Origin of the sequence: Labrys methylaminiphilus subsp. lupini (assembly GCF_051161885.1) — a bacterium.
Lineage (GTDB): Bacteria > Pseudomonadota > Alphaproteobacteria > Rhizobiales > Labraceae > Labrys.
The window spans coordinates 759826-786578 of record NZ_JBMDIH010000002.1 but is presented as its reverse complement, the minus strand read 5'-3'; the positions used below and the strand labels follow the sequence as shown (position 1 = coordinate 786578).

The 26753-nt window shown below is 59.7% G+C and carries 20 protein-coding genes and 1 pseudogene; 10 read left to right on the top strand and 11 right to left on the bottom strand.

The features are described 5' to 3' along the window. The gene (locus ACN6KF_RS29335) at positions 1-810 is read left to right on the top strand and encodes an iron-sulfur cluster assembly protein (RefSeq protein ID WP_434960412.1); all 810 of its coding nucleotides are present in this window, start codon (positions 1-3) and stop codon (positions 808-810) included. Positions 811-869: 59 nt separating this feature from the next. Further along, positions 870-2501 carry a molecular chaperone GroEL gene (gene groEL / locus ACN6KF_RS29330; RefSeq protein ID WP_434960411.1) on the top strand — a complete coding sequence of 544 codons (1632 nt, stop codon included), beginning with the start codon at positions 870-872 and terminating at the stop codon, positions 2499-2501. A 131-nt stretch (positions 2502-2632) separates the two neighbouring features. Here the strand turns inward: groEL and ACN6KF_RS29325 are convergent, their stop codons facing one another. The 3 genes from ACN6KF_RS29325 to ACN6KF_RS29315 all read right to left on the bottom strand — a co-directional run bounded on the left by ACN6KF_RS29325 (position 2633) and on the right by ACN6KF_RS29315 (position 6525). Next, a complete protein-coding gene (locus ACN6KF_RS29325; protein ID WP_434960410.1) occupies positions 2633-4687 on the bottom strand; it encodes a sigma-54-dependent Fis family transcriptional regulator in 2055 nt (684 codons plus the stop codon). 172 nt (positions 4688-4859) lie between these two features. Beyond that, positions 4860-5333, bottom strand: a complete 474-nt coding sequence (locus ACN6KF_RS29320) for a hypothetical protein (protein ID WP_434960409.1) — start codon at positions 5331-5333, stop codon at positions 4860-4862. Between the two features lie 190 nt (positions 5334-5523). Next, positions 5524-6525, bottom strand: coding sequence for a helix-turn-helix transcriptional regulator (locus ACN6KF_RS29315; protein WP_434960408.1), 1002 nt, complete (start codon positions 6523-6525; stop codon positions 5524-5526). Between the two features lie 49 nt (positions 6526-6574). On the opposite strand from ACN6KF_RS29315, the gene ACN6KF_RS29310 reads away from it, so the two are divergent. Both ACN6KF_RS29310 and ACN6KF_RS29305 read left to right on the top strand, forming a co-directional pair. Further along, complete coding sequence (locus ACN6KF_RS29310; protein ID WP_434960407.1) at positions 6575-7621, top strand: hypothetical protein; 1047 nt, start codon at positions 6575-6577, stop codon at positions 7619-7621. A 47-nt stretch (positions 7622-7668) separates the two neighbouring features. Next, positions 7669-8493 (top strand): acid phosphatase, encoded by an 825-nt coding sequence (locus ACN6KF_RS29305; protein ID WP_434960406.1) that lies wholly within the window; start codon positions 7669-7671, stop codon positions 8491-8493. A gap of 501 nt (positions 8494-8994) precedes the next feature. Here ACN6KF_RS29305 and ACN6KF_RS29300 read toward each other — a convergent pair. The 4 genes from ACN6KF_RS29300 to ACN6KF_RS29285 all read right to left on the bottom strand — a co-directional run bounded on the left by ACN6KF_RS29300 (position 8995) and on the right by ACN6KF_RS29285 (position 12572). Next, on the bottom strand, positions 8995-10029 hold the full coding sequence (locus ACN6KF_RS29300) for a DUF1254 domain-containing protein (protein WP_434960405.1): 1035 nt from the start codon (positions 10027-10029) through the stop codon (positions 8995-8997). A gap of 273 nt (positions 10030-10302) precedes the next feature. Then, positions 10303-10434, bottom strand: coding sequence for a DUF808 family protein (locus tag ACN6KF_RS29295; RefSeq protein ID WP_434960404.1), 132 nt, complete (start codon positions 10432-10434; stop codon positions 10303-10305). 78 nt (positions 10435-10512) lie between these two features. Continuing rightward, positions 10513-11553: an isopenicillin N synthase family dioxygenase gene (locus ACN6KF_RS29290; protein ID WP_434960403.1), complete on the bottom strand. Its 1041-nt coding sequence runs from the start codon at positions 11551-11553 to the stop codon at positions 10513-10515. A 143-nt stretch (positions 11554-11696) separates the two neighbouring features. Next, positions 11697-12572, bottom strand: coding sequence for a DeoR/GlpR family DNA-binding transcription regulator (locus tag ACN6KF_RS29285; RefSeq protein ID WP_434960402.1), 876 nt, complete (start codon positions 12570-12572; stop codon positions 11697-11699). Between the two features lie 865 nt (positions 12573-13437). Between ACN6KF_RS29285 and ACN6KF_RS29280 the strand changes: the two genes are divergently transcribed. The 5 genes from ACN6KF_RS29280 to ACN6KF_RS29260 all read left to right on the top strand — a co-directional run bounded on the left by ACN6KF_RS29280 (position 13438) and on the right by ACN6KF_RS29260 (position 18452). Then, positions 13438-14721 (top strand): ABC transporter substrate-binding protein, encoded by a 1284-nt coding sequence (locus ACN6KF_RS29280; protein ID WP_434960401.1) that lies wholly within the window; start codon positions 13438-13440, stop codon positions 14719-14721. A gap of 63 nt (positions 14722-14784) precedes the next feature. Further along, positions 14785-15726 carry a carbohydrate ABC transporter permease gene (locus ACN6KF_RS29275; protein WP_434960400.1) on the top strand — a complete coding sequence of 314 codons (942 nt, stop codon included), beginning with the start codon at positions 14785-14787 and terminating at the stop codon, positions 15724-15726. Beyond that, the gene (locus tag ACN6KF_RS29270; RefSeq protein WP_434960399.1) at positions 15723-16556 is read left to right on the top strand and encodes a carbohydrate ABC transporter permease; all 834 of its coding nucleotides are present in this window, start codon (positions 15723-15725) and stop codon (positions 16554-16556) included. The genes ACN6KF_RS29275 and ACN6KF_RS29270 overlap by 4 nt, the downstream gene beginning before the upstream one ends. A gap of 3 nt (positions 16557-16559) precedes the next feature. Continuing rightward, positions 16560-17648 (top strand): ABC transporter ATP-binding protein, encoded by a 1089-nt coding sequence (locus ACN6KF_RS29265; protein WP_434960398.1) that lies wholly within the window; start codon positions 16560-16562, stop codon positions 17646-17648. Positions 17649-17723: 75 nt separating this feature from the next. After that, positions 17724-18452: an SDR family oxidoreductase gene (locus ACN6KF_RS29260; protein WP_434960397.1), complete on the top strand. Its 729-nt coding sequence runs from the start codon at positions 17724-17726 to the stop codon at positions 18450-18452. A 379-nt stretch (positions 18453-18831) separates the two neighbouring features. On the opposite strand, the gene ACN6KF_RS29255 is transcribed toward ACN6KF_RS29260, so the two are convergent. The 3 genes from ACN6KF_RS29255 to ACN6KF_RS29245 form a co-directional block, all read right to left on the bottom strand. Next, positions 18832-19902, bottom strand: coding sequence for a fatty acid desaturase (locus ACN6KF_RS29255; protein WP_434960396.1), 1071 nt, complete (start codon positions 19900-19902; stop codon positions 18832-18834). Between the two features lie 198 nt (positions 19903-20100). Beyond that, a complete protein-coding gene (locus ACN6KF_RS29250) occupies positions 20101-20898 on the bottom strand; it encodes a LuxR C-terminal-related transcriptional regulator (RefSeq protein WP_434960395.1) in 798 nt (265 codons plus the stop codon). A 397-nt stretch (positions 20899-21295) separates the two neighbouring features. Continuing rightward, the gene (locus ACN6KF_RS29245) at positions 21296-21646 is read right to left on the bottom strand and encodes a COG4315 family predicted lipoprotein (RefSeq protein WP_434960394.1); all 351 of its coding nucleotides are present in this window, start codon (positions 21644-21646) and stop codon (positions 21296-21298) included. A 241-nt stretch (positions 21647-21887) separates the two neighbouring features. Here ACN6KF_RS29245 and ACN6KF_RS29240 point away from each other — a divergent pair, with 241 nt between their 5' ends. Further along, on the top strand, positions 21888-26291 hold the full coding sequence (locus ACN6KF_RS29240) for a chemotaxis protein CheB (protein WP_434960393.1): 4404 nt from the start codon (positions 21888-21890) through the stop codon (positions 26289-26291). Positions 26292-26365: 74 nt separating this feature from the next. Here the strand turns inward: ACN6KF_RS29240 and ACN6KF_RS29235 are convergent. After that, positions 26366-26620 (bottom strand): annotated as a pseudogene (locus ACN6KF_RS29235) (IS6 family transposase); the annotation flags it as partial. Positions 26621-26753 lie beyond the last annotated feature (133 nt).

The following is a 26753-nucleotide window of genomic DNA, read 5'->3' as shown; positions in this document are numbered from 1 at the left end:
ATGATGAGCGCTGCGCTCCGTGGTCGCCGCCAGGCCGAACTCTGGCGGCGGCTGTCCGAGGTCAACGATCCCGAACTCGACGAGCCCGTCACCAATATGGGCTTCGTCGAGCGTGCCGAGATCCTGGACGATGCCTGCGTGGACGTCGAGTTCAGGCTGCCAACCTATTGGTGTTCGCCCAACTTCGCCTTCTTGATGCTCGACGGCGTGCGCGAGGCGATCGAGGCACTGTCCTGGAAGCCGGCCTATCGGATCCGGCTGCAGGATCACATGTTCGCCGATGAGGTCAATCGGGGCATCGCGGTGGGCAAGAGCTTCGGGCAGGTCTTCGGGGAGATGACGGGTGATCTCGACCTTGAAGCCCTTCGCGAGACGTTCCGGGCGAAGGCCTATAAGCGGCGGCAGGAAGCCGTGCTGCTGGGTCTGCGCCAGGCCGGCGTCAGCGACGACGCCATCCTTGCCATGGATCTTGCAGCCCTGGACGCCGCCCAGCCGATGGGGCCGGAAGCGGCGGCCCAGAAGCCGCGCTATCGCCAGGCCCTGCTCGAGCGCCATCCCCAAATCGGCCGGGGAAACGGCGTCTTCCTGACCTGGGAGGGCATCCCCCTCACCGCCGCAACGCTGGCTTCCTATCTGGGAGACCTGCGCAGCCTGCGGATCAACATGGAGTTCAACGGCGCCCTGTGCCGTGGGCTCAAGCAGACCCGGTACAAGCAGGCCGACTTCGCGGACGGCGAACCCACACTGGTCGACTTCATCCTCGATCGCGTGCCGCCTGCGGCGAGGGAAGCGCCAGCCGTCAACAGCTGAATCGACGCCTCGTCGCCCGAGGTCAACAACAACCACCCGCGAGGGTGGAAGGAGGAGCCATGCCCAAATTGATGCTTCACAATTCGCACGCCCGCCGGGCCCTCGCCCGCGGCGTTCACCAACTCGCAGCCGCCGTGGAGCCGACTCTCGGTCCCAAGGGCATGAATGCCATGATCGACCGGCCGATCGGCACGCCGATGGTGACGCGCGACGGCGTCTCCATCGCCTCGGAGATCGAATTGCACGATCGCTTCGAGAATATGGGCGCGCAGGTGGTGCGCGAGGTCTCGATGCAGACCAACGAGATCGCCGGTGATGGCACCACCACCGCCATCGTCCTGGCCAATGCCCTGGTCCAGAAAGGCGTGGAAGCCAACGAGCAAGGTGCCAAGGCCGTCGACCTCGTCAAGGGCATCGATCTTGCCGTCGACGCCGTGGTGTCGTCGCTGAAATCCAGCGCGCGCCCGGCTCGCGAAAACGGCGCCCTGGCGGCCGTCGCCAATATCGCAGCCACCGACGCCAGGCTCGGCGCCCTGGTGGCCGAGGCCTTCGAGAAGGTCGGTGCCGATGGCATCATCACCACCGATTTCAGCATCACCACCGAGACCACGCTCGACGTCGTCGAGGGCATGTCCTTCGACCGCGGCTATATCTCCCATCACATGGTCACCGATGTGGAGAAGATGCAGGCGGTGCTGGAGCGCCCGCTTATCCTGTTGACCGACCTGAAGATCAAGGACCCTACTTCACTCGACGCAGTGCGGGCGATCGCCGACAAGGCCGGCAGGCCGCTGCTGATCGTGGCCGAGGAAGTCTCGCCCGAGGTGGTCGTAACACTGCTCGGGCGCAACGGCGCCGGCAAATATCTCATCGTGCATCCGCCCGAATACGGTCATTGGCGCAAGGCGCTGCTGGAGGACCTGGCCATCATCACCGGTGGGCGCGTCGTTGCCCGTGACCTGGGCGGTAGGCTCGAACAGATCGAAGCAGCCGATCTGGGCGGCGCCGAAAGGGTGCGCACGAGCGCGACCCACACGGCGATCATCCATGGCGCCGGCGACAAGGCGGCGATCGCCGCACGCCGCACCCAGGTCCAACATCAGTTCGAGAACGCGCCGCCCAATATCGAGCAGGACAAATTGCGCGAACGCCTCGCCAAGCTCTCCGGCGGCACGGCGGTGCTCCATGCCGGCGGGGTCACGCCCGTCGAGCAGAAGCGCACCATCCAATTGATCGAAGACTCGCTCTCGGCCGTGCGGGCTGCGCTCGATGAAGGGGTGGTCGCCGGCGGGGGCGCCGCCCTCGCCCAGATCGGGCCGGTGCTCGATCCCCTGCTTGCCCGGCTCGACGGGGATGTCGCGGCGGGCGTTCGCCTGGTGAAATCGGTGCTGACGCGTCCGCTCTGGCGTATCGTCGCCAATGCCGGCGGCGATCCCGAGGCGGTGGTGGCGAAGGTGTCGAGCGTCAATGGCGGCTTCGGCTACAATGCCGCGCTCGGCGAATACCAGAACATGTACGAGGCGGGCATCATCGATCCCGTTCGCGTCACCTGTGCCGCCCTGAGCAATGCGGCCTCGGTCGCCAAGCTGATTCTCACCACAGAGACCCTGGTCGGCGATCTCGCCGAGGACGAGGATCCCACCGCGGGCCCGGCCCTCGGCGGCGGCGCCGAAAAACTCGGACGCGCCTGAGCGGCGCTGCTGCCAGGCCGAACCATACAAGGGCCTTTCACATCGAGACCCCGGACAAGGCGACGCGCCTTGTCCGGGCAGGCCGAGTACGGCCTTGCGCCGGCTCGCCCCCTGCTCGCAGGCGGCACAGTTCAGACAAAACCGCGGCGGATGCCGTATTGATCGAGCTTGCGGTAAAGCGTGGGACGGGAGACGCCGAGCCTGCGGGCTGCCCGGCTCAGATTGCCGTCCTCGGCAGCCAGGACCTGGCGGATCGCCTGTCGTTCGGCTTCTTCCAGCGTTCCCGAAACCACCGGCAACGATGAGGCCTGGGCGTGGCCATCGCTGCATGTGGAGCGGATGATTTCCGCTGGCAGGTCGGAAAGGCCGACATTGCCGCCATTGCTGAGCACATGCAGCTTCTCGACCAGATTGCGCAGCTCACGCACATTGCCCGGCCAGCGATAGGCCATAAGGTGATCCAGTACCTGCGGCGTAAACACCAACGGCTCCATCTGCATGCGGGCAGCAATCTTCTGGTTGAAGTGGTCGAGCAGCAACAATATGTCCTCCCCGCGCTCGCGCAGCGGCGGTACGCGGATCGACACCGTGCTGATGCGGTAGAAGAGATCCTTGCGAAAACGCCCCGCCTCCACCTCCTGCTTGAGCTCGCGATTGGTCGAGGCCACCAATCGGACATCGATCGGCCGGCGCCGGCTGTCGCCGATGCGCGTCACCACGCGGTCTTCGAGCACACGCAACAGGAAAGGCTGGATATCCAGCGGCATTTCCCCGATTTCGTCGAGGCTGAGCACGCCGCCATTCGCAAGCTCGAACACACCCGGCTTGCCCTCGCGGCTGGCGCCGGTGAAGGCGCCGGGAGCATGCCCGAACAGCTCGCTGCCGAACAGTTCGCGCGTGATCGCCCCGCAATTGACCGCAACGAACGGAGCGTTCGCCCCCGATGGGCTGCCTTGCTGAACGAGCCTGGCAAACAGCTCCTTGCCGACGCCGGTCTCCCCTTCGATCAGCAAAGAGGTGACGTCACTGGACTGGGACACCCGACAGGCAATGTCGACGGCTGCCCGCAAGGCCGGGCTGTCGCCGACGATGGCAGCTCTCGCCTCGTTGAGGCGCGTGGATGCCGGATTGACGGCCGACACCAGGCTCGGCGCCGAAACGGGCGGAAACACCAGCGCCGCACCGCGTAGATCTCCATCCAGCTCGAGCCGATTGACATGACAGGTCTGGAATTCCTGCGGCAGTTGGCTGACCACCCTCTCCAGTCTGTCGGCAGCCGTCAATTCGACAAGTCTCCTGGCCTGGGCTCCCGAGAAGGAGGCGAGGATGCCGCCCTCGATCGGCCTGGGCAGATTGGCCTTGTAGATCACCCGGCCATGGCGGTCGACAATCATCAATCCGTCGGAACGGCGATAGCGCGGCGCCGAGGTGATGAAGGCTTCGAGCAGGCGCGTGCGCTCCTCGCTCTGCTGGTCGGCCAGGGCCTTTTCGATTTCCCGCGCGGCCGCTGCGACCAGGGCGGTGTTGTGGGGCCTGAAGATATCGGGATGGCCGGACAGATCGACCACGCCGATGATGCGCCCGTCGAAGGGATCGCGCACCGGTGCACCGGCACAGGTCCACGCCTTGATGCCCGCGCAGAAATGCTCGGCCGCATGCACGAAGACGGGTTCACCAGCCCAGAGCGCCGTACCGATGCCGTTGGTGCCCACGACATCCTCGGTCCATTTGCCACCAATCGCCAAATGGATGTCCATGCCATCGCGCAAGGTGCGCTCGTCGCCGACAGTGTCGATGAGGGTGCCCTCGCCGTCAGCGAGAACCAGCATGGCGCCGGTGCCTTCAAGCAACCGGCCGATCGTGAAGAAGGATCGGCGCGCCGCTTCCAGGAGTTCCCGATTGAGATAGGCCAGATGCTCGACCTCATCGCGCCCTCCCCTCAGGGGAGCCTCATTCTGTTGAGCGTCGATGCCGCCCGTCGCGCAACGATGCCAGGAGTCGTGAATGAGGGAACGGACCGGCGAACGCGCACGATCCTGATCCGAGGCACCGGAGAGCAGGTTCTCCCAGGCTCGCATGGTCCGTCGTTCGTCATAGTCGTGGTTCGCCACGGACAGGTTTTGTGCCTGCCGACCGGGTTGGGCAACGCTGGTGCGGATGTCGTCCAGATCGATATCGCGTGTCATGCGTGCTTCACATTGCTTTCTCGAGTAGCACCTCTAGTTCATGTGAGTTCCAATCGGACGGCGCCCTTCTTGCGAAGTTCGAAGGACGCCGCCATGCCGTGGCCAAACGAACATCAAGAGCACGCTGTCTCCGCCCTATCAGGCAGACAAGGCAAGAGCGAGGCTCCGGAGCTCATTCGAGCTCCAGCCGGTGGCCGATTTCGGCAACAAGCCAGTCTTCGGAATGATTGCCGGACAATATCCGGTTGTCGAGATCGGCAATGAGGACGGCGATCTGCTCCTCGAGAGGCGCAAAAAAACCATTCTCACTGGTCGCCAGCACGAAGATCTCGTTCCCGTCACGCGCCGTGATCTGGCCGAGATGATGGAGCTGGCGGCTGGTGTTTTCATCCACGATGATGACACGGCCATTGAGACTGACCCGCACCCGCGCGAGGGCCTCCTGGGCAGCAGCAGCCCCGCTCATATCGTGGAAGATGAGCCCTCTCGGCTGAGGTTTCGGCTTGGCTGCCCTGCCCGCGGAGTAAGCGCCGCCGCTGAACTGATCGGCAAGACGCGTGATGGTAGCCCGATTTTCCGAAAGAAGCCTGCGAAACGCGGCATCCTCCCGGCGCGGACCATCCCGCTTGGAAATGATCTCGACCACGAATCCCTCCCAGATTTCATTGGCCAGAACGGCGGCATTTCATGCTCTGAAACGAGCATATTCTTTTTCCGGCCGCCCCACCAGCGTCACCTTATAGGCCAGGTCTTCGCATCACGGGTAGTAGAGGAGTACGACATTGGAGGTTCCAGCCGCAGCGTGTGCCGGACCATCAAGGCGAGCCGAAACGCGATTATCGCAACCGCGACTGCTCACGAAACTGACGTGGTGTAAGGCCAGAAATTCGGCGGAAGGCGCGGCTGAAGTGTGCGGGATCCGTATAACCGGAAGAAAATGAAACATCGATGATCTTGGATTCAGTATCGCGCAAAAGCTTACTGGCGTTCTCGTATCTGACGGCGTCGAGTATATCCGAATATGCAAGTCCGAGATGAGAGAGCTTACGTTGAAAGGTTCGCGTGCTGACGCCTGCCATCTCCGCAACATTAGCAAGAGCCGGAATTCCCTCGTCGAGATAGGCGGGCAACATCAGCTTGAGGAGTTCGACGATATCATAGGCAGCAGGACCGTCCTCGTTATCGTCCGGCGGAAGACCTAATTCGGTCGGACGCCGGGAAAGACTGAGATACGAGATCGGCAGGCTGATCCAGGCGGCAGGCTGGCCTGACAGAAAGCGCACATTTGGCCAGAAAGCCTGTGTCGCCGGCCCCGGCGTGTAGCGCGCTTCGAAGGCGATCGTTGCCGGCATCCAGTCGAGCCCCGCGAATTGCCGGACGATATGTATGGCGAAAATATTCTGGATCCACTGTGCGTGCTCCAGATGCAAGAATCCATTCGTCCTGGCGAGCCTGCTGCAAATCCGCACGTGATCGTCATCATGCTCGAGCCACATACTCAGAACCGTATCCTCTCGCGACGCCCATCTGCAAGCGTGCCGCAGCGCCACAAGCAGCGTGGGGGAGTGAGCGATCAGGGTCCGGGTTTTTCCCCTCATGTGGGAGTAGCTGATCCGCTGCGTGGCCAGAAAGCCTAAATCTTCGATACCCTGGCTTCTTTGCGCGGTTTCCGCAAAACGGAGTGTCGGGAGCAACGGGATATAGAGATCGCTCTTGTCCTCCAGAGACGACGGCAGTCGGAATTTTTCCAGAAGCGAACTGGTCGGTGCACCAATATCGTCAAGAATTCCGATGAAGGGCAGAAGAAACTGGCAGCGCGTCAAAGGGATGTTCGCCATCGGATCTCGCCGCAATGGTAGATTGATACTTCTAATTAGGCAGAGTTTCGTGAGATTCGCTATCGGCGCGAACAAAGAATATCCCCTAGAGCAAAACGCGTTTCGACGCGTCTTTACGAATCCTGGCGCTTGCTTCCAATCGCAAAACGCTTTGGCGATTGGCGCGAAATGGCAAGACCAGCGATCGGCCAATGTCCGAAATGACCTGAACAAGGTCCATCTGTCGGTCCGGAACGTCGGCCATGCCGTCCTTCGTGCGGCGGTCCCTGCTCTCGGGAGCGTGTCGACGACGGTGAAATGCCAAGGGAAAACAGTGCGCTATCTCGCTATCGGGGTGATTTCGGCATCATTGGCAACGCCAGCTTGGGCATCCGATTTCTCACAGCCTCCCTCGCCGCACCAGCCCTTCATCGCATCGGGCCCGAGCTTTTTCATCACCAGCTATATCTGGGCGACCGCGATCGACGGAAAGAGTGCAACATTCCCCCCGCTTCCTGCCGCCGCCATCAATTTGAGCTTTCGCGATGTGCTCAAAGAGCTCAACGGCGCGATGATGGCCTCCCTGGAGATGCGTATCGGCCGCTGGGGTTTTCTGGTCGATGGGCAATTTTCCCAGGTCACCTCTGCGGGCGCGCTGCCAGGCCCCTTCTTTTCCTCGGTGAAGCTGCGTTCCCAAACCACGACCGTACAGGGCTCCATTCTTCATCGGGTCTATGACGGCCCGACCGTTTCACTGGATGTGGGCGGCGGCGTGCGGTTCTGGAACCTGAACAACAAGCTGGAGATCCTGCCGGGCCTGGCCAATCTTCGTATCGATCATCGCGACTCCGAGATGTGGGCAGACCCCATCGTCGGTGCCCGGCTCGGGATCAAGCTCAGCGGCCCGTGGAGCTTGACGGCAGCAGGCGATATCGGCGGTTTCGATATCGGCGCCAAGTTCACCTGGCAGGCATTGGGCAGCGTCAACTACGCCTGGAGCGAGAGCTTGACGTTGAAAGCGGGCTATCGAGCGATCCATGTCGATTATCGCAATGGCGGCTTTTCGTACAATGTGACACAGCACGGTCCGGCCTTGGCGGTAACATACCGATTTTGATCGATCAGTCTATTATATCGACGATGTTAAAAGGAATGGAAATGTTTATGACTGGGAATGCGGTTCGGGCGGCAAGTATTTCCGCGCTTGCGCTGCTCGCGCTCTGCGGGCAGGCCTTCGCGCAATCAAGCGAGGCCCAGCCCAATGTCACCGATCCGCATTTCAAGATCGCGCCGGGCTATCTGAAGAAATCCGACCTGCCCAACAGCCTGCTCCTTCTGGGGCCGCCACCCGAGAAGGATTCGGCAGCGCTGGCCAGGGACGAAGAGGCGCGCAAAGCGACGATCCCCATGCGAGACACCGCGCGCTGGAAGCTCGCCTATACCGACGCCGATCTCGCTTTCCCGCAGGCGGCCGACAATTTTTCCTGCGCGATGGGAATCAAGATCGATGAGAAACAAACCCCGCGGCTCTATGCGATGATGCAGAAGATGTTGTCCGATCTCGGACTGTCGACCTATGGCGTGAAGAACAAGTACAATCGCGTCCGCCCCTTCGTCGTTCACAACGAGGCGACATGCAGGGCGGATCAGGAAGCTATTCTGCGCACAGACGGCTCCTATCCGTCAGGTCATACGGCGGCCGGTTGGGGCTGGGCCCTCATCTTCGCGCAGATCAATCCCGAACGTTCCAACGAGTTGCTCAAGCGCGGCATCGCCTTCGGACAGAGCCGCGTGATCTGCGACGCTCACTGGCAGAGCGATGTCGATGCGGGGCGCATCATGGGTGCGGCGACCGTTGCGCGGTTGCAGACCAATGCGGCCTTCCTGGCCGACCTCAAGGCGGCAAAAGCGGAAGTGGAAGCGGCGAAGGCCAAGCACGCTGTTCCGACAGCGGACTGTGCGGCCGAGGCTACGGCCTTGTCCGAATAGTAAGCCGATTCCGGCCGGGTGAGCCGTACTCCTTCGCGTCCGTTCGACACCGAACGTCATGGGCTCGCAAGAAGAGCGAGCTCCAGCTGGCGGAAAACCACACGAATGACGGCTTTATCGCAAACTCATCGTCAATGGTTGTTGGTGCATGAGGGGCATTCGATTTCAGGGGTGCCCTTCAATGTTTTCAGGGCATCACTTTGATCGCTCGGTGATCCTGCTGTGCGGTCGACCATCGTCGGATCAAGCAGGGTTTCCGACCCGCACTCGGATGTAGATCACGCCCCACGCGCGGAGACGATCCGCTCCAGCTTCGAGATGGTTCACATGATGCGCAAACGACAGGCGAGGCAATGCCTATGATCCGGCGCCGTCATTGGCCGGGCAATTGGAGACTTTGGCGGCTTGAGCCGGTGCTAGCTGGCCTTGTCGTGACTGCATATCGCCGCTGCGACAAAGCCAACCGCCTTCTCCTTCCTCGCAGAATAATCCCTTGAGGACTCAGTTTAACGGGCTCGCCTCCGGAACCTTCCACTTCCCGCTGACAATGGATTGCTCCGGACGATAAAGCCGCGTGGTGTAGTTCCAACCCTCGACGATCGGCAGGCAGTTCGGGATTTTGCCGTCACAGCCGCCGAACTGGATTGTCGTCGATCCGTCCGCATTCTTCTTGGCGGTAATGCTATTGACCGAATAGGCGTTGTAGGCGTTCTTCTCGAAGAAGCCCTTTGGGTTGTAGACGCTGACCGACCAGAAATCCTTCACCGGCACATTCGCCGGCACGCTGAGGGTGTGGACTGTTTGGCCATCGTTTTTCGCGGGAGTGAAGCTCACATAGATGGCGTCCCTGTCTGGAATACCGCCCCATCCGGCGGCTGTGCCAATCAGGTGCTGGATCGGATCGACACTGCCGCGAGCTCCAAAGGCGCCCCGAAAAGACGTCTGATATTTTGCCAAGGCAAGCAGTGCATTGCGAATATCCGTGAGATTGCCTTCGTCCCAGTTTGGAAGATCGAGCCTGCCTGCCTCGTTCTGGTTGACCTTGATCGCATCCTGAAGCCTGTGGACCTCGTCGAGATCCTTCGGATCGTTGGGATCGACCAGAGTCCGGACAGCCACGAAGGCATATCGGGTGCCAACCGATTTCTGCGTCAGCGTCACTGGCTTCGTGCCGTAGGCGACGATCGGCAGGTAGTGGTCCTGGTCGACCACCATCATCGACATATAGCGCTTGCCCGCGTCAGGCAGCGAGAGTGTTACCGGGCCGCCGGCGAGATCAAACACCGCAAACGAATAGAGCGTGTCGCGGTTCATGCGAATGACCGTTTGATTGTCGATCGACGCGGGCTCTCGGGAGTGCTGAAACTTGCCCAGTCCGCCTATGACCTTTGCATTCATCGCGAGGTAATGGTCGGTCTCAGCGCGGAGGAAATTGTCCATGGTGACCGGCATTTTACTGCTTGCCGTCTGGGCAAATGCTCCACTGGTCAGCGCAACTGAAGCAAAGGCGAGACCGATCCCAACCAGGCGGAACATAAACAAACCTCTTCATTCAAGACCGCGCAGAGTAACGATGTGGTGCCATTCCACAGGGCGCGGCGCGGGGCATCTCAAACGCTGTCCAACCCGTCAAGGTCTGATCAGCAGACGAACTTTGTTCGGCCCTTTTCGAGCATAGGCAGACCACCCGTCTTGCCATTTCGCGCCAACCGCCGTCCGGCGACTGCTTTTATTCCATGAAGCGCCCGAGATGGCTTCCTCCCTACCGCCGCTCACCAAAACCTCAGAGAAATGGCGGGCTCTTGCCGGTCAAGCCCCGAGCATCCGCAAGGGCATAATCGTCTGCGGCGCAAAAAGGCTAAGCGCAAGTGAGACCGGCAGCAGGATCAGAAGCTTGTTCTTGAGCGAGTATGTGAAGATACGCGGCGAATGGATGGACACCGGGCCGTCGCCGCGTTGGAGACGGCTGTCGGGGGGCAGCACAAAAGTCGGGGTCGTCCCGCGTGTGAGGCATGCGGATCAGGCGGTCGCCGTCTTCTCCAGCAGATGGAGCAGATCCGGATGATGTTTGGCGGCAACGTCCGGATGAGAGCGCAGGCGGCTCTTGAGATGATTGATGCCCACCTCCCGGAAGATCGGATTGAGCGGATCGACCGTCACGCCGCGCTCGCTGCCCCGAAGCGCGTCCGGCAGCGGGATCACCGGTATCCGGGCGTGATAGCGGGCACCGAGGAAGAAGGCGACCGAAAAGCGTTCCGTGCCGCTCGGCGGTGTAACGACATCATGAACGTCGGCGCGCACGAAGCCGTTCGTCGCCGTTTCCAGAAGTTCACCGCTGTTGATGACGAAGGTACCGGGTACGGGCGGTGCATCGATCCAGGCGCCTTCTTCCGTGCGGATCCGCAGGCCCGGCGTCGTATCCTGCAGCAGGACGGTGACGAAGCCGCCATCCTTGTGCGCGCCGACCCCCTGGTCGCTGCCGGCAGCCTCGCGACCCGGGTAACGGATGATCTTGAGAAGCTGCGACGGCGAGGGCTCGTAGATCTCGGCAAAGGCGTTTTCAGCCTGGCCGAGCGCAAGCGCCATCGCCTTCAGCACATCGATGCCGATGCGCGTGACTTCCGCTTGATAGCGCAACAGCAGCGGCTTCAGCTCCGGCTGGGCTTCTGGCCACTGGTTCGGGCCATAAAGCCTGTTCCACGGCGTGTCGGGACCCGCTTCGACAGGTTCGCCTTCGGTGTTGATGTCGAGCTGTTCGCGCCAATCCTGCTCGCCTCGCGTGCGCTCGTAGCCCGCTCGGTTATAGCCGCGGAAATGCGGCGACCTCACCATCTCGATCTTCAGCTTCTCGTCGTCAGGCAGTGCGAAGAAACGCTTTGAGGCAGCCAGCACATCGTCGATCAGGCTCTGGGGCACGCCATGACCGGTCATGTAGAAGAAGCCGTGCTCATGCAGAACGCCTGTCAATTCCTTGATGAAGGCATCTCGTTCGGGCGGAGCGCCGTGGAAGCGTGAGAAATCGACTGTCGGCAGATGGGCCGCAGGGGCGCGGGTCGTCATGTCACAACTCCTAGAAGACAGGTCTGGCTCAAACTGCAAGCGGGGACCAACGCAAGCAAGGGGCATGACGATTGGTCGAAATGGAAGCCTTTGAACACGATGTGATGTCCAGAAAACAGAGGAAGCCTCTTCTCAGACGCCCTCTATCGAAAGGTTTGCGACGGCATCGCTTGGCCAAGCACGCCACCTGCGCGACGAACGGGCCTGCCTTCCACGCGTTGTACCGGCACCGCTGTCACAGGTTTCTCAGCTGCGCGCAGAGGTGCTAGGGCTTCATCGGCGACCGCGTCGTCGGTAATGATTTCGTCGATCTCCGAAACCTCGCAAAGGGTACAAAAACTCGGCGAGGTAAATTTGGAGCTGTCTACGAGCAGGATCTTGCGTCCCGCCGATGCAATCATGGCGCGCTTCAGCGAGGCCACTTCCAGCGACGCCTCGGTCAGGAGGGTGCCGGTAACAGCCGAAGCCCCCATTAAACACAGATCGGCATGCAACGTGCGAATGAAGCTCTCTCCAGGTTCTCCAGCAAGATGCCTATAACCGGCCCGGATGCTTCCGCCGGGCATGATCGTCCGCCAAGACCTGATGTCGGCGGCGAAATCTGCGATTTCGAGGCTGTTCGTCACGATCGTCAGGGGAAGATCTCGCTCGGCCGCAGCCCGCACAGCCTCCATGACGGTCGAGGAACTGTCCAAAATGACGCTGTGCCCAGCGCTCAGTCGTGATGCAGCCTCCCGTCCGATTGCCAACTTCTCGGCGCGCTGCAGTTGAGCATTGAGCGAATTCTCGCGCTCAAAGGTTGCTCGTGCAGGCTGAACCAGATGTGCACCGCCATGGGTTCTCTCAAGATAGCCTTTTTCCATCAGGTATTCGAGATCGCGCCGCGCGGTGGATTGAGACCCGCCTGTCGCATCAGCCAGCTCTTGGACGCTGGCTGCGCCATTCGCCCGCAGATGCTCCAGGATGATCGCCCTGCGCTTCGCGGGAACCATGTCTACTCGTTTGGTCGCCGATTCCATGGCCCTACCTTGGTTGTCCCTGCCGCTTCCCCACGAGCATACAGGCCTGCGCGCTTCCCGCTGCCACTAACAGATCGTGTACCCGCGATCCACGACCAGACCAGATCCGATCATTGCGCCTAATCCTTCAATTTCTACCATTATCGATCAAGTAAGCAATCGAAGTCTTGCTGATGATGACACCATCGCTGCCGGAACCGTGACGATCTGCATCACTCACATTGATTTTCATGCTCCTCTCTTGTCATTTGATCATGGTCTCCGGAGATGGAGAGAAAATATGAAATCAAAAACGGAGATGGCGCCGATGCCCGACCCAGCCCCGAAGGAGGATAGATCACCGGCCAATTCACTCAACTTTGGCATAAATAGCCAAAAATATCGAAGATATCGCGGTGCGTCGAGAGCTTGGACATGGAGGCTCTCCCAATTTGACTGCTCTAATTAGATAGATATTGACAGAGTTTGGAATTTTGCTTTTATGGCAAGCGAACCAAAGCGGTGCCGTCAACGAGGATCACCCGGTGTCAGCCAGACTTGATCAGAAACCGGCACATAGTCGCACTGGCTGCGATGAGCACTCTGAGTTCATTTTCAGCGCCAACGCGGATAGCGATGTCGGGGCCGATCTAACTGACGCTGGCTTCGACTGGCCCTCCAAGCCGCTACCCCGACGCAATCGTCTGAGGCTCATCAAACAGGTCATAGAGATCGATCGGCGAGACATCGTCGACATCACGCCGGTCTCTCAGCCGCAACGTCTTCGCTGCCTCGTTTCAATGCGCACATAGCGAGGAAGGACCACGAGCAGTTACGGCACCGTGCGCGCGCCTAAACATAAAAATATCCATGAGGAGGAAACGTTATGCGACGCAGAGCTTTTCTTGGCACAAGCTTGTTTGTGTTCGCCTTGTCGACCGTGTCGGCATTTGCGCAGCAAAAGGAAGTCACGGTGTGGTCCTGGTTCATCCAGAGCACCATGCAAAAGTCCATCGATGCCTTCGAAAAGGCGCATCCGGATATCAAGGTAACCTATACCTACTATAATTACTCGCCAGAATACATCACAGCGCTTAAAGCGGCTGCCGCCTCGAACAGTCTACCCGATGTCATCGGCCTGCAGCCGGGCTCCCTGACCCAACAATATCGTGACAATCTGGTTCCGATCGACCAGCTCGCCGCGAAGACGTGGGGCGACGGCTGGAAAGACAAGATTTTCGTCGTCAACCGCAAGCAGATGCAGATGGGAAACCCGGCCGGAGACAACAATAATTATATTGTTCCGCAGGAATCGCAGGTTCTTTGCATTTGGTATAACAGAAAACTCTTTGAAAAATTGAACATCGCCGTACCCAAGACATATGCCGATTTGAAGGTGGCTTCCAAGGCTCTCACCGATGGTGGCTATATTCCGATGTTCCAAGGGGCCGCTGACGGCTGGCAGAACGAGAACGTATTTCTGATGCTCGCCAACCAATTCTCGCCAGGAATCGTCGACAAGGCTCAGGCTGGCCAGATCCCCTGGTCGACCCCCGAACTGATCTCTGCAATGAAGGCCTGGAAGGGCTTGTTCGACGACGGGATCTTCCAGCAGGGCGCCCTGGGCGCGCATGCCTATCCCACCGGCGCTCAATTGTTCGCGCAGGGTCGCGTAGGCATGATGGCACTGGGTTCGTGGTGGATGCAGGAAAGTAAATTTCCACCGCCGCTTTCCGAATTCGTCCAGAACATGGATGGCTTCGACTATTTCTATCTTCCGCCTGTCAGAGACGGCGGATCCGCAAGCCCGCCGGTGGGCGGCATCGACATCGGCTATGGCCTGACGAAGAACGGCGCGAAGAATCCCGAGGCCTGGACCTTCCTCTCCGAGTTGACCAACGGCGTCGGCTTGCAGGCGGCGTTGAACGACCTCAACGATCTGCCGGCTTTCGAGGGGCATGAGCCCAAGGGCGACATCACCGTTCACGTCAAGCAAATGTCGGCTCGGTTCATGGCCGACCTGCCAAAGGCCGAGAACCAGCGATTTGCCTCGCCCGCCGTTGCCGAGGCGTTGGACAACGCGCTCGCTGGCGTCGCAGATGGCAGTGTTCAGCCAGAGGCGGCATTGGCCTCCGTACAAGCTGCGACGGACAAAGCTCTCGGCAAGTGACCATCAAGCTGAACAGCCCAGGGGCCGGGTGCGGCGCGCCCGGTCCTTCCCGGAGATGAAAACATGGCAGCAAGAACCGGGATGACGGGACATGCGATCGCGACGACGAAGCCCTCCTCTTCAACGAAATTGCTGCGCCTCTACAGCTTCGTGGTCCCGGCGGTAGCGCTGTTCGTCGTCTTCATCGCTTATCCCATTCTCTGGGTTCTGGGCCAAAGTGTTTATGTCAAGGATGCGGCTGGCGCAGTCTCATTGAGCGCATTGGCGAACTACATCGCCGTATTCCGCGACCCGACATTCTGGTTGGTCGTCCGCAACATGACGCTTTGGGCGATGATCACCATCCCGGTACAGATGTTGATTGGCGGCCTGCTCGCCTATTTCATCGAACGGCATACACATCGTCTGCGCGGCTTTTTCCGCACGATGTTCTTCCTGCCGGTGGTGACATCGGTTTCCGTCGTCAGCCTCGTATGGGTCCAGATCTACGCGCCTTACTATGGCATCGCCCAGGAATATCTGAGGCATGTCGGGATCACGATGTCGACCTCGCCCATCGGCGATGCCAAGACGGCAATATATGCCCTCATCATCGTGAATATCTGGCAGTGGACCGGGTTTTCGATGCTGATGTATATCGCGGGCATTGCGAACATGCCGAGCGAGATACTCGATGCGGCCCGTATCGACGGCGCGACTGGCTGGCGCCTGGCTGTGAATGTCGTGATACCGATGCTTGCTCCGGCGACCAAGTCGCTGCTGTTGCTCGGCATCATCGGTACGCTGCAGACCTTTCCGATCGTCCATCTGATGACCGGCGGCGGGCCCAACCATGCCAGCGAGGTATTCGGCACCTACATTTTCAAACAGAGTTTCATCCTCAACGATGGCGGAGGAGGAGCGGCACTCTCGGTTATCGTCTTGCTGCTCGCCCTGGCGCTTTCGCTGGTTCAGATCGTTCTACTCGGCACCCGCCTCGCGCCTGCCTCGAAGGAGCGACCGTGACAAGCCTCACCCGAAGCCAGATCCACTCTTTTGCCGTTCACTTCGTGCTGTTCATCGTGCTGGCGCTTTGGATGGTGCCGCAAATCTATATGCTCTCGATCGGGCTGCGGACCCCGGCACAGGCCTTCGACGCTTCTCTTGTCACCTGGCCTGTCACCTTCGACAATTTCGTGACGGTAATAAGGGACAATCCTCTCAGCAGGATCTTCTTGAACAGCCTTATCGTCACGGTTGCGACTGTGGCGATCGTCGTCGCGGTTTCCTCGCTCTTTGCTTTCGCCTGCGCTGTACTGCGCCTGAGGGGAACACTCTTTATCTATACAGCCCTTTTGACCACGCTGATGGTGCCCCTCGCCTCGCTGGTGCTCCCGCTTGCGATCCTTCTCAAGAATTTCGGCTGGATCAACACCTATATCGGGCTGATCATGCCCTATGCCGCGCTTGGCGTGCCCTTCGCCATGGTGATCCTCAAGGCTTTCATGGAGGACTCTCCGCAGGAGCTCTTCGAAGCAGCACGTATTGACGGGTGCACCCCCTGGCAGACCTATTGGCACGTGGCGCTGCCATTGGTGCGACCGGCCCTGGTCTTCGTGACGATCTGGCAATTCATCGTGACCTGGAACGAATTCTTCCTGGCGCTGATCGTATTGACCAAGGCCGAGATGAAAACGCTTACCATCGTTCCGATGCAATATTCCGGCCTCTACATGGCCAATCCAGGCGCTTTGTTCGCGATCCTGACTCTGATCGCACTTCCCCTGATCCTCCTCTATGTGCTGGTGCAGCGAGCCTTCGTTCGAGGTCTGCTGGCTGGTGCGGTGAAAGGCTGAGATATGGCCACGCTGTCGATCGACAACATCACCAAGCGGTACGGAAGCTACTCGGTCATACCGGAACTCTCGCTGACCATACCCGATGGAGAGTTTTGCGTGCTCGTTGGGCCCTCGGGCTGCGGGAAGTCCACCCTGTTGCGGATCATCGCCGGGCTCGAGCCGATTTCATCGGGCCGTATCCTCATCGACGGTGCCGATATGAGTGCGGCCGAGCCGACGGAGCGCGGCGTGGCGATGGTCTTCCAATCCTATGCACTCTACCCGCACATGGATGTCAGGCGGAACATAGGCTTTGGGTTGGAAATAGCCCGCACACCGCGTAGCGAGATCTCGGACCGGGTTGGCAAGGTGGCGGACAAACTGCGCCTGTCCAGCTATCTTCGTCGCAGGCCTCGGGAGCTTTCCGGCGGGCAACGCCAGCGCGTTGCGATTGGGCGAGCGATTACACGCAAGCCCAGGCTTTTCCTTCTGGATGAGCCCCTGTCGAACCTCGATGCGGCTTTGCGTGTCGGCATGCGGCTCGAGATCGCCCGCCTCAAGGCCGAACTTGCATCGACCATGATTTACGTCACCCATGACCAGGTCGAGGCCATGACGCTGGCCGACCGCATCGTGGTGATGAATGCCGGCCGCATCGAGCAGGTCGGCCCGCCGCTGGAGCTCTATGAAAGGCCGGCCAACCTCTTCGTTGCCGGCTTCATCGGCTCACCGGCCATGAACCTCCTGAAAGGCAGGGCCGAAGCCCTTGCCGACGGGCAAATATCCATTGCGCTGGAGATCGGGGCCCATGTGCCCGTTCCCCCGATCGCAGGTTTGAAGCCTGGCGATCTGGTGACTTTGGGCATCAGGCCGGAGCACGTGTCCTACTCCCTTGACGGGGGGGCCGCTGATTATATCGGTCAAGCCCACATGGTCGAGATGTTGGGCAGCGACACCTTTATTCATCTGCGTTGCAACGACGAAGCCCTGGTTATCCGCGACAGTGCGGGCCGCCGCGCCCGAGCGGGGGATAGGATTGCTTTGTCCTTCCCTGCGGAGGCCTGCCACTTGTTCAACGCCGCTGGCCTGCGCGTGTCACAGGCAAACTGACGAACCGGCTTCGTGCCGCCGCCGAGGCAGCGCAAATGCCTCGGGCACCACAAAAACTTGCAAAGGAGACGACAAATGACCGACTTCAACGGGCGCACTATCTTGGTCACGGGTGGTAGCGGCGGGATCGGGGGAGCCACCGTGCGCCATCTCGTCAAGGCCAATGCCAAGGTCATCGCGAGCGGACGTTCGCAAAGCGCGCTGGACGCGATTGCGAAGGAAACAGGCTGCCGCACCCTGGCGTTCGATCTTGCATCGGAGCAAGAGATCCGCGGCGCCCTGGAAGGGCTCGATCTATGGGGGGTCGTCAATTGCGGCGGCTTTGGCGGAGAGATCGCCACCCCGATGGATACCGATATCGCGATCTTCGACAAGGTGATCAGCATCAATGCCCGCGGTGCACTGATCGTCACCAAATACGCCACCCAGTCGATGGTTCGGCTTGGCGAGGGCGGCGCCATCGTCAACGTTTCCAGTCAGGCTGCCCTGGTGGCTCTCGACGGTCACATCTCCTATGGGTCGTCCAAAGCCGCACTCGACAACATCACGCGTGTCTCGGCAATTGAGCTCGGCAAATACAACATTCGCGTCAACAGCGTGAACCCAACGGTGGTCATGACGCCGATATCATCCGGACATTGGAGCCAGCCCCACGTTGCCGAGCCTTTCTTGAAGAACATGCCACTAGGCCGTTGGGCAACGGAGGACGAAATTGCCGCTCCCATCGTGTTCCTGCTGAGCGATGCGGCATCGATGATCACCGGTGTCTCCCTTCCAATCGATGGCGGCTATAGCTGCAGATAGGGAAAAGGCACCATCACGGAGGCGTCCGGGCTGGGTTAAGGGCGGGGACAACATCCATTGCCTACGCCCGCCCTCGCATCCTGCCCAGGGTCGTTCGGCATGCCATCTGCGGGTACCTTCGCTTCTCCTGGAGCTACCGCGATATTGAGGACCTTCTGGCGGAGCGAGAGATCGACATCTCCGACAAAACTGTCCGTCGTCGGGTCGCCGAGTTCGGGCCGCGGTTTTGCGAAGGGGCTGCGGCGTAGGCGACCCCGCCCAACCGGTGGTTGGCATCTGGACTTGCTGGCGCAATTTTCATGCCCAGCCTCCGTTTCCTTGTCCCCATCTGCTGATGAGTCGCCTGGCGCTGCAGGGCCCGCGAGCAACCGGTTGGAGGTCAGAGGCTGATATTATGGCGTTGCGACGGAGCGGTGGCTGCGTTCAGGCGACGCCTGCGCAATTCACGAAACGAAATGAGTTTTCCCTGGTTTTCGTCCCACAAAGCCAGCCCGGCGCAGTGCAGGCTTTGGGCCAGCGTAAGCCTGCCGACGGTTGCCAATGCCGGATGATCGATCAAAACCTGCGGAAGGCGGTAAAACGGAACACGACTGCATAAATGATGTACGTGATGCACACCTATATTACCGGTGAACCACGCCAAAGGAGGTGGAAGTTCATAATAGGAACTTCCATGAAGCGCTGCCTCCTGCACATTCCAGTCACCGTCATGTGCCCATTGCGTATCCTCGAATTGGTGCTGCACATAGAAGAACCAGACCCCGATCGAGGCGGCGATCAACATCACCGGGCCTTCCACGAGAAGAAATGACTTGATCCCCACAAGCCATAGCATCGTAACGACCAGCGTTGCGATTGCCGCATTTGTTCCCATCGTACTGAACCAGGGCTGCCATCCGGCACGCATGAAACCGAATGGCAGGCGCTGATGCAGCAAAAACAGATAGGCCGGCATGAAGCCAAACAAGACGATCGGATTTCGATACAGGCGATAGCCGAGCTTGCTGTAAGGGTTCAGGGCAAGATATTCGGTGGTTGTGAGGGTGAAGATATCTCCCACGCCTCGATGCTCGAGATTGCCCACGGCTGCGTGATGCGTCGCGTGGGCCCTGCGCCAAAAGCCATAAGGGGTCAGTGTCACCACACCGATCACCCGGCCGATCCAGTCATTTGTCGCGCGTCGGCGAAAGAACGCTCCATGTCCGCAATCATGTTGGATCATGAAGAGGCGTACGAGGAATCCGGCAGTCGGTATAGCCAGAAGAAGACACAGCCAATAGCCGATGCCGAGCGCTAGCCACATGAGCCCCCACAGGCCGATGAACGGAATGACCGTGACCAACACCTCGAAGACACTGCGTGAGGTTGCCGGCTCACGATATCGGCTCAGGATGAAATTCCAGGATCGCGGAGCCTGGGTGAGGGCATCGATGTCTTTGTCGTCCAACATCCGAATTCTCAAATAAATAGACGGTGGACACTTCACGCGACGGCCACAGCCGTTCGCTGCATCTGCGTTCCACGCGGGCAATCCGAACCTCAGTTGTAGCTGGCAGCCATCCGACAGAGTAGCCTCGGAAACTACTCAGGGCGTAGGAAAGCGGCCTCACCTACCGAACTCCAGTCCCTATGAACTCCTATCCTCGGGTCAATTTAGTTCCGACTGCGGGAATAGCCCCTTTGTGAGAAATGCGATTTCGGTACGATTGCGGGCCTTGATCTTTTGCATGATATTGCGGACATGCACCTTGACCGTGCACTCGCCCACATTGAGACTGTACGCAATCCGCTTGTTTGCCTCTCCCTGGCGCAACAGGCGAATGACGTCGAGCTGCCTATCGGTGAAGAGATTCTGGTCCTGATCGTCGCGCGCCCTCGGATCTGAAACCGACGCAGCAGCAGACCGGAACGCCGTAAGGCTACCGGCCGGAACAAAGATTCCTCCTGCGCGTACCAGACGAATGGCTGCGATAGCCACGTCGAGATTTGCGCTCATGGATATATAGCCTTTTGCCCCCTGTTCCAGCGCTTCAACAATTTCAAGCGCTTCCTCCCTGTCGGACACGACAATGACTTGTGCTGCAAAGGCAGCTCGAATGACAAAGGCCACATTGCGGCGAATCGCAACTCTGGTCGGTTCAAGCCCCGTGGCACATAGGAGAACAATCCCGACCGGAACGTTGGGAGCTATCCCATGCCAATGCTCCACATCCCGATAGCTAGCAAGCATCAAGTCGGTATCGCCAACTGCGAGGCAATGCGCCAAACAATCGCGGAAAAGAGTATTCCCATCGATGACGGCAACACTGGTTTTAGGGTGGTTTTTCGACACAGCATCCAAGCTCTGATCCTGGGGCGAGCCGGAAGCCGAATTGCCCTCGTCTCGGATTTCCGGCGAAGATACTGTTTTATTGAAATCTTTATCTATCATCGGCGAAGTATTCATGGCCTCCGTCTCCGTCGGACTTCTCGTGAATGCCCAGCTCGAACTCTCACACGGGCTAGCAATCACAGCAGGCGACCTACCGGTCCTGCTATCCTATGCGTCAGCCTTTACGAGGCGGTAGGTTCGGAAACTACTCAAATCCGCGCCTCCAAGCCGGCCCTATGCTTTGACGGATTCAGGGCCGGGCGCCCCCTGGAAGGGCTTGCGAATACATGCCTTTTACCTTGCTTCCTGGACGCAATATCAACGCAGGTGCGTCATTTGAATGCGAAGGGAGCTTTCCCGGCGCGCGGAACTTCTCAGCAGGATCCGCGATTGATCATATCTGGGATCTCTCCAAAGCTGGGCACTTCGTAGCCTTGCCTACTGTTTCTCCAGCCTGGCCTGCGACGCGCGATTATTCCGCCACGACGTGCCAAATGCCGCCCTTACCGTCGCCGGCTTTATCACCCGCTTTCTTGTCTTCCTTATAGAAATACAATGGCTTGCCGTCATACGACCATTGCATTTGACCGTCCTTGCGCTTGGCCAAGGTCCAACCCTTCGTCATCTTCTCGCCCGTTTTACCCAAATAGGGCGGCCAGTTCTTGGCACAATCGTCATAACAGCTCGAGACTCCTGCCTTGTCTTTATCAAAGACATAGAGCGTCATGTCATTTTTGGCCTTGAGCATGCCCGCGTGAGCGGCAGGTACGAGTAGGCCCAGTGCAGCGCACAAGGCGGCAGCGCCCGTCAGATGGATCTTCATGACGATAATCCCATGCACCGCGTTGCCCGCGGTGTGAAGGCGTGCAGGTGCCCATTTCTTCTTCGACGGCACGAGCCTGCAATTATCCAGCGTATGTCGCCGGCAGGAGCAATTGCAGGCTCGGAATCTACTCAGGCCGGCGTCCAAGCGGTCATTGCGACAACCGGCGTCGTCACTGGGATTTCGTGATAACATGACGCGCCACCGGATTTGTGGAGGACCTCGCGAAAGCAAAAGCGCCATGCCGACACATGACCTACCCCGGGACCAGCGGGCAGTTCGCCAATCCAGGCAGCGCTCGCTGCCAAAGCGAGGTCCTCCGAGCGGGAACGACGATTTTTTGGTTGTCGGGATCGGTGCCTCGGCCGGTGGGCTGGATGCTGCAGCCGGTCTTATGAAGGCCCTGCCGGCGAATAATGGCATGGCCTTCATCCTGATACAGCATCTCGATCCCACGCATCACAGCATGATGGCGGACCTGCTGGCGGGCCACACCTCCATGGTCGTCGGACAGGCTGAGGACGGCATGCGGCTTCAGCCCGATCACCTCTATGTCATTCCGCCCGGCACCTACCTCTCGGTCGCCAACGGCGCACTTCGCCTTTCGGAACCCCAGGCCCGCCACGGCGCGCGCCTGCCCTTCGACTTTCTGCTGCATTCCCTGGCAGAGGGATATGGCGATCGCGCCGTCTGCATGATCCTGTCGGGAACCGGAGCCGACGGCAGCCTCGGGCTGAGGGCCGTGAAGCACGAAGGCGGTCTCGTCATCGCCCAGGATCCGAATGAGGCCGGTTATGACGGTATGCCGCGCAATGCAATCCTGACAGATTCGGTGGACCTCGTGCTCCCTGTTGCCGAGATGCCCGACGCGCTGGCCCGATATGATCGGCGGATGGCCCTTCCACGCACAAAAAGCAATTTGGGCCTGGAAGGCTCACCCAAAAAGGGGCTATCCCAAATCCTCGAAATTCTTCGCACCAGGACCGCCCACGATTTCAGGCTCTACAAATCGGGAACGCTGCAGCGCCGGATCGAACGGCGCATGGCAATGGCTGCGATCGAGCCCGAAGGCATGGAGCGCTATCTCGATCTGCTGAACAACGATGCGGGCGAACTGGATCTGCTTGCCAAGGATCTTCTCATCAACGTCACCAGCTTCTTTCGCGACCGACAAGTATTCGATTTTCTGGCTAAGAAGATTATTCCGAACCTCGTCCGCAACCATCCACCCGATCGGCCGCTACGCATCTGGATCGCCGGCTGCAGCAGCGGCGAGGAGACTTATTCCCTGGCGATGCTCTTTCGCGAAGAAATCGCGGCTGCAACGCCCAACCTCAAATTGCAGGTCTTCGCCTCCGACGTAGACCCGGACGCCGTCGCGAGCGCACGCGAAGGCCTTTACCCAACGACGATCGAGACGGATGTTTCACCGAAACGGCTGGCGCGCTTTTTTGTGAAGGAAGAGCAAGGCTACAGGGTTTTGCCCGAGTTGCGCGCAATGGTGGTCTTCACGGTGCAGGATGTTCTAGCCGATCCCCCCTTCTCCCGCCTCGACCTGGTCTCATGCCGCAATCTTCTGATCTATTTGCTTCCGGAAGCGCAGGAAAAAGTCATCGCGCTCTTCCATTTCGCGCTGCGGGAGGGCGGGTTTCTCCTTCTCGGCAATTCGGAGACCATGCTCAACGCCGCCGATCGTTTCGAGATGATCTCCAAGCCCGAGCGCATCTATCGCCGTATCGGTCGCACTCGGGCGGGAGGCCTCGACTTTGCGCTGAACGCCGGCGACGGCTTGCGGGTACCGGCCCGGACGGGGCAAAACAGCGCGCCTTCTAGACAAGCCGCCCTTGCCGAACTTTGCCGGCGGATGGTGCTGGAGACCTATGCGCCCGCGGCCATCCTGATCAACCGGGAGCATGAGTGCCTCTATTATCTGGGGCAGACCGATCGCTATCTTCATGTGCCGGCGGGGTCCCCCACACGCGACCTGCTGGCCATGGCCCGGCAGAACATACGCATCAAACTTCGATCGGCCATCCAGCGCGCCAGCCAGGAGAATGTATGGACTGTCGTCGCCGGTGTCCGTTCGAACCGCGACGACGGGGGATCGTTCCGTATCGTCGTGCAACCCGTTCAGAGCGGCGGCGAGGATCTCTTGCTGATCTGCTTTATCGACGAACCGGCTTCTGCCCGAAGGCAAAGGCGCGGGAATGCGTCCCATGACGCGCCTCGGATCGCCGAACTCGAAGAAGAACTGGAAGCGACCAGGACTGAGCTGAGCTCCGCCATCCGCAATCTGGAGACTTCGAGCGAGGAACAAAGGATCATCAACGAGGAAGCCCTCTCCGTTAACGAAGAATACCAGTCGACCAACGAGGAGCTGGTAACGTCTAAGGAAGAACTGCAGTCGCTCAACGAGGAACTGACCGCCCTCAACAACCAGCTCCAGGAAACACTGGAACGTCAGCGCACGACCTACAACGATTTACAGAATGTTCTGTACAGCACCGATGTCGCGACGCTCTTTCTCGACACCAATCTCAACATCCGTTTCTTCACGCCGGCAACCAAAGCGCTCTTCAGTGTCATTCCGACCGATGTCGGCCGGCCGCTCGCCGATTTGAGTTTGCTCGCCGCCGATGGTGCGCTTCTTGCGGATGCGCGAACGGTGCTGGACACCCTTCATCCCATCGAGCGGGAAATCAAAGCACTTAACGGTAGCTGGTACCTTCGGCGTATCTTGCCCTATCGCACCCAGGACAACGGTGTCGAGGGCGTCGTCATCACCTTTGCCGACATTACTGAACGCAGGCACGTGACGGACGCGCTGGAAACGGCCAGGCGGGAGGCACAGCGCGCCAATGTCGCCAAATCGCGCTTTCTCGCTGCTGCAAGCCATGACCTCCGCCAACCTCTTCAGGCGCTCAGCCTTATGCGGAGCATTCTTGAAAAAAGCATCAGGGAGGACAGGAAGGAAGAAGCGTTGGTGCTGGCCGCGCGGCTCGATGATACGACCATTGCGATGTCGGGCATGCTGAATTCCCTACTCGACATCAATCAGCTCGAAGCAGGCACCGTTCATGCCGAGATGGCGAGTTTTCCGGTCGCCGATCTGCTTGTGCGCTTGAAGGACGAATTCACCTATCATGCGCAGGCACAAAACCTCGTCCTACGTGTCATTCCCTGTGGCCTTGCCGTCTATAGTGACCCGCGTCTGCTCGAGCAGATGATCCGCAACCTGCTGTCAAACGCCTTGAAATATACCAGGCGTGGCAGAGTGCTGCTCGGCTGCCGCCGTCGCCAGGACAAGCTAAGCATCGAGATCTGGGATACCGGCGTCGGAATTCCCGACGAAGAACTGCAGGCAATATTCGACGAATACCATCAGCTCGACAATGCTGCACGCGAGCGCAGCCGCGGTCTGGGCCTCGGCCTGTCTGTCGTTCGACATCTGGGTGAGTTGCTCGATCACCGGGTGCATGTCCGCTCGCGTCCGGGCAAAGGCTCCGTCTTTGCCGTGGACGTCGTGCTCCAGGCAAGGCCGCTGGCGGTGCCGGTTCAAGACCGGCAGTCACCCCCGGCCGAAGGCAAGGTCGTGGCTTCCCCTTGCACGGGCACCATTCTGATCATCGAAGACGATCCAGAGCTACGCGATCTCCTGGGCCTTCTTCTCGCGGGTAAAGGTCATCAAACGGCAATGGCGGCGGACGGGCTCGATGCCCTCGGATTGATCGCACGAGGAAGGGTTCGACCAGACCTCATCCTAGCGGATTACAACCTGCCGAATGATCTGGATGGGCTCGGGGTTACGGCGAAACTACGGGCCCAGCTTCATCGGAATATCCCGGCCATTATCCTGACCGGTGATATATCGACAGCAACACTGCGCGATATTGCGAACCATGATTGCTTCCAGCTCAATAAACCAGTGCGGCCAAAGGAACTGGTACAAACCATCCAGCACCTTCTTCATGCATCGCAGGTGTCGATACCTAGACCTTCGCAGCCCCGCGACAACACTCAGGCTGGCAGAACTGCTGGTCCGGTCATCTTTGTCGTCGATGACGACAGCTATATCCGCGACGCAATCTGCAAGATGTTTGATGAAGATGGATATATCGTAGAGGCATTCGCGACGTGCGAGGCGTTTCTGGAGGTTTACCTTCCGGGCCGCGAAGCCTGCCTTCTGGTCGATGCATATCTACCCGGCATGAGCGGGCTCGAATTGTTACGACATCTGACTCACCAAATCCATCGGTTGCCGACCATCATGATCACCGGCAACAGCGATGTGCGCATGGCCGTTCAGGCCATGAAGGCAGGTGCCCTGGATTTCATTGAAAAGCCCTTCGGTCACGGCGAGTTGGTCGCCAGTGTCAAACGGGCCCTTGAGCGGTCGCGCGATGCCAGCACCTTGTCCGCATGGCGGGAAGCCGCTGCAGCTATTATCGCCACACTGACCAGACGGCAGCGACAGATCATGAACTTGGTTCTCTCCGGCCACCCCAGCAAGAATATTGCGGTAGACCTTGGAATCAGTCAGCGGACGGTCGAAAATCATCGTGCCTCGATCATGAGGAAGACGGGCTCGAAATCGCTTCCGGCGCTGGCCCGGTTGGCGCTAGCGGCGGCGTCCATCGACTCGTAACGAGCCTGTCCGTCGGCCTATTTGTGGTGTGGAGCCGACCTCTTTGAGCGTCCCCTTTTTCAGATTTGGGCTTTCCTGTGAAGGTACGTCCACGTTCCCCGCACTTTCACGTACGTGTTGCTGATCCGCGCTCCCCTTCGGCTCGTCCATGTGCCACTTGCCGGTCAAGCTCGTTTGCGCCGGTTGAAGCGTTTCAGAAGCAACGGCGAGGAGTGAACGACCCAGTGATGGATCGTCCGGTGATCGACGCCGATGCCGCGTTCCGCCACCATCTCTTGCAAGTCGCACAGGCGCAGTCCGTAAGCCAGGTTGCAGCGCTCGCAAAGCAGGAGAAGCGAGCGGTCGAGATGGCGGCCTTTGAATACAAAACGCCCTCCATCGGACGCATAGCGCTGTCATGTTGCACATCGCCGACCGAGACGTTTGCAACACAACCCTTGAAAGGCGGTGGCGGCAGTCTTG

Coding starts and splice junctions, on each gene's coding strand:
- ACN6KF_RS29335 (WP_434960412.1), top strand. CDS start 1: ATGATGAGCGCTGCGCTCCGTGGTCGCCGCCAGGCCGAACTCTGGCGG.
- groEL (WP_434960411.1), top strand. CDS start 870: ATGCCCAAATTGATGCTTCACAATTCGCACGCCCGCCGGGCCCTCGCC.
- ACN6KF_RS29325 (WP_434960410.1), bottom strand. CDS start 4,687: ATGACACGCGATATCGATCTGGACGACATCCGCACCAGCGTTGCCCAA.
- ACN6KF_RS29315 (WP_434960408.1), bottom strand. CDS start 6,525: ATGGCGAACATCCCTTTGACGCGCTGCCAGTTTCTTCTGCCCTTCATC.
- ACN6KF_RS29305 (WP_434960406.1), top strand. CDS start 7,669: ATGACTGGGAATGCGGTTCGGGCGGCAAGTATTTCCGCGCTTGCGCTG.
- ACN6KF_RS29300 (WP_434960405.1), bottom strand. CDS start 10,029: ATGTTCCGCCTGGTTGGGATCGGTCTCGCCTTTGCTTCAGTTGCGCTG.
- ACN6KF_RS29290 (WP_434960403.1), bottom strand. CDS start 11,553: ATGACGACCCGCGCCCCTGCGGCCCATCTGCCGACAGTCGATTTCTCA.
- ACN6KF_RS29285 (WP_434960402.1), bottom strand. CDS start 12,572: ATGGAATCGGCGACCAAACGAGTAGACATGGTTCCCGCGAAGCGCAGG.
- ACN6KF_RS29280 (WP_434960401.1), top strand. CDS start 13,438: ATGCGACGCAGAGCTTTTCTTGGCACAAGCTTGTTTGTGTTCGCCTTG.
- ACN6KF_RS29275 (WP_434960400.1), top strand. CDS start 14,785: ATGGCAGCAAGAACCGGGATGACGGGACATGCGATCGCGACGACGAAG.
- ACN6KF_RS29265 (WP_434960398.1), top strand. CDS start 16,560: ATGGCCACGCTGTCGATCGACAACATCACCAAGCGGTACGGAAGCTAC.
- ACN6KF_RS29260 (WP_434960397.1), top strand. CDS start 17,724: ATGACCGACTTCAACGGGCGCACTATCTTGGTCACGGGTGGTAGCGGC.
- ACN6KF_RS29255 (WP_434960396.1), bottom strand. CDS start 19,902: ATGTTGGACGACAAAGACATCGATGCCCTCACCCAGGCTCCGCGATCC.
- ACN6KF_RS29250 (WP_434960395.1), bottom strand. CDS start 20,898: ATGAATACTTCGCCGATGATAGATAAAGATTTCAATAAAACAGTATCT.
- ACN6KF_RS29245 (WP_434960394.1), bottom strand. CDS start 21,646: ATGAAGATCCATCTGACGGGCGCTGCCGCCTTGTGCGCTGCACTGGGC.
- ACN6KF_RS29240 (WP_434960393.1), top strand. CDS start 21,888: ATGCCGACACATGACCTACCCCGGGACCAGCGGGCAGTTCGCCAATCC.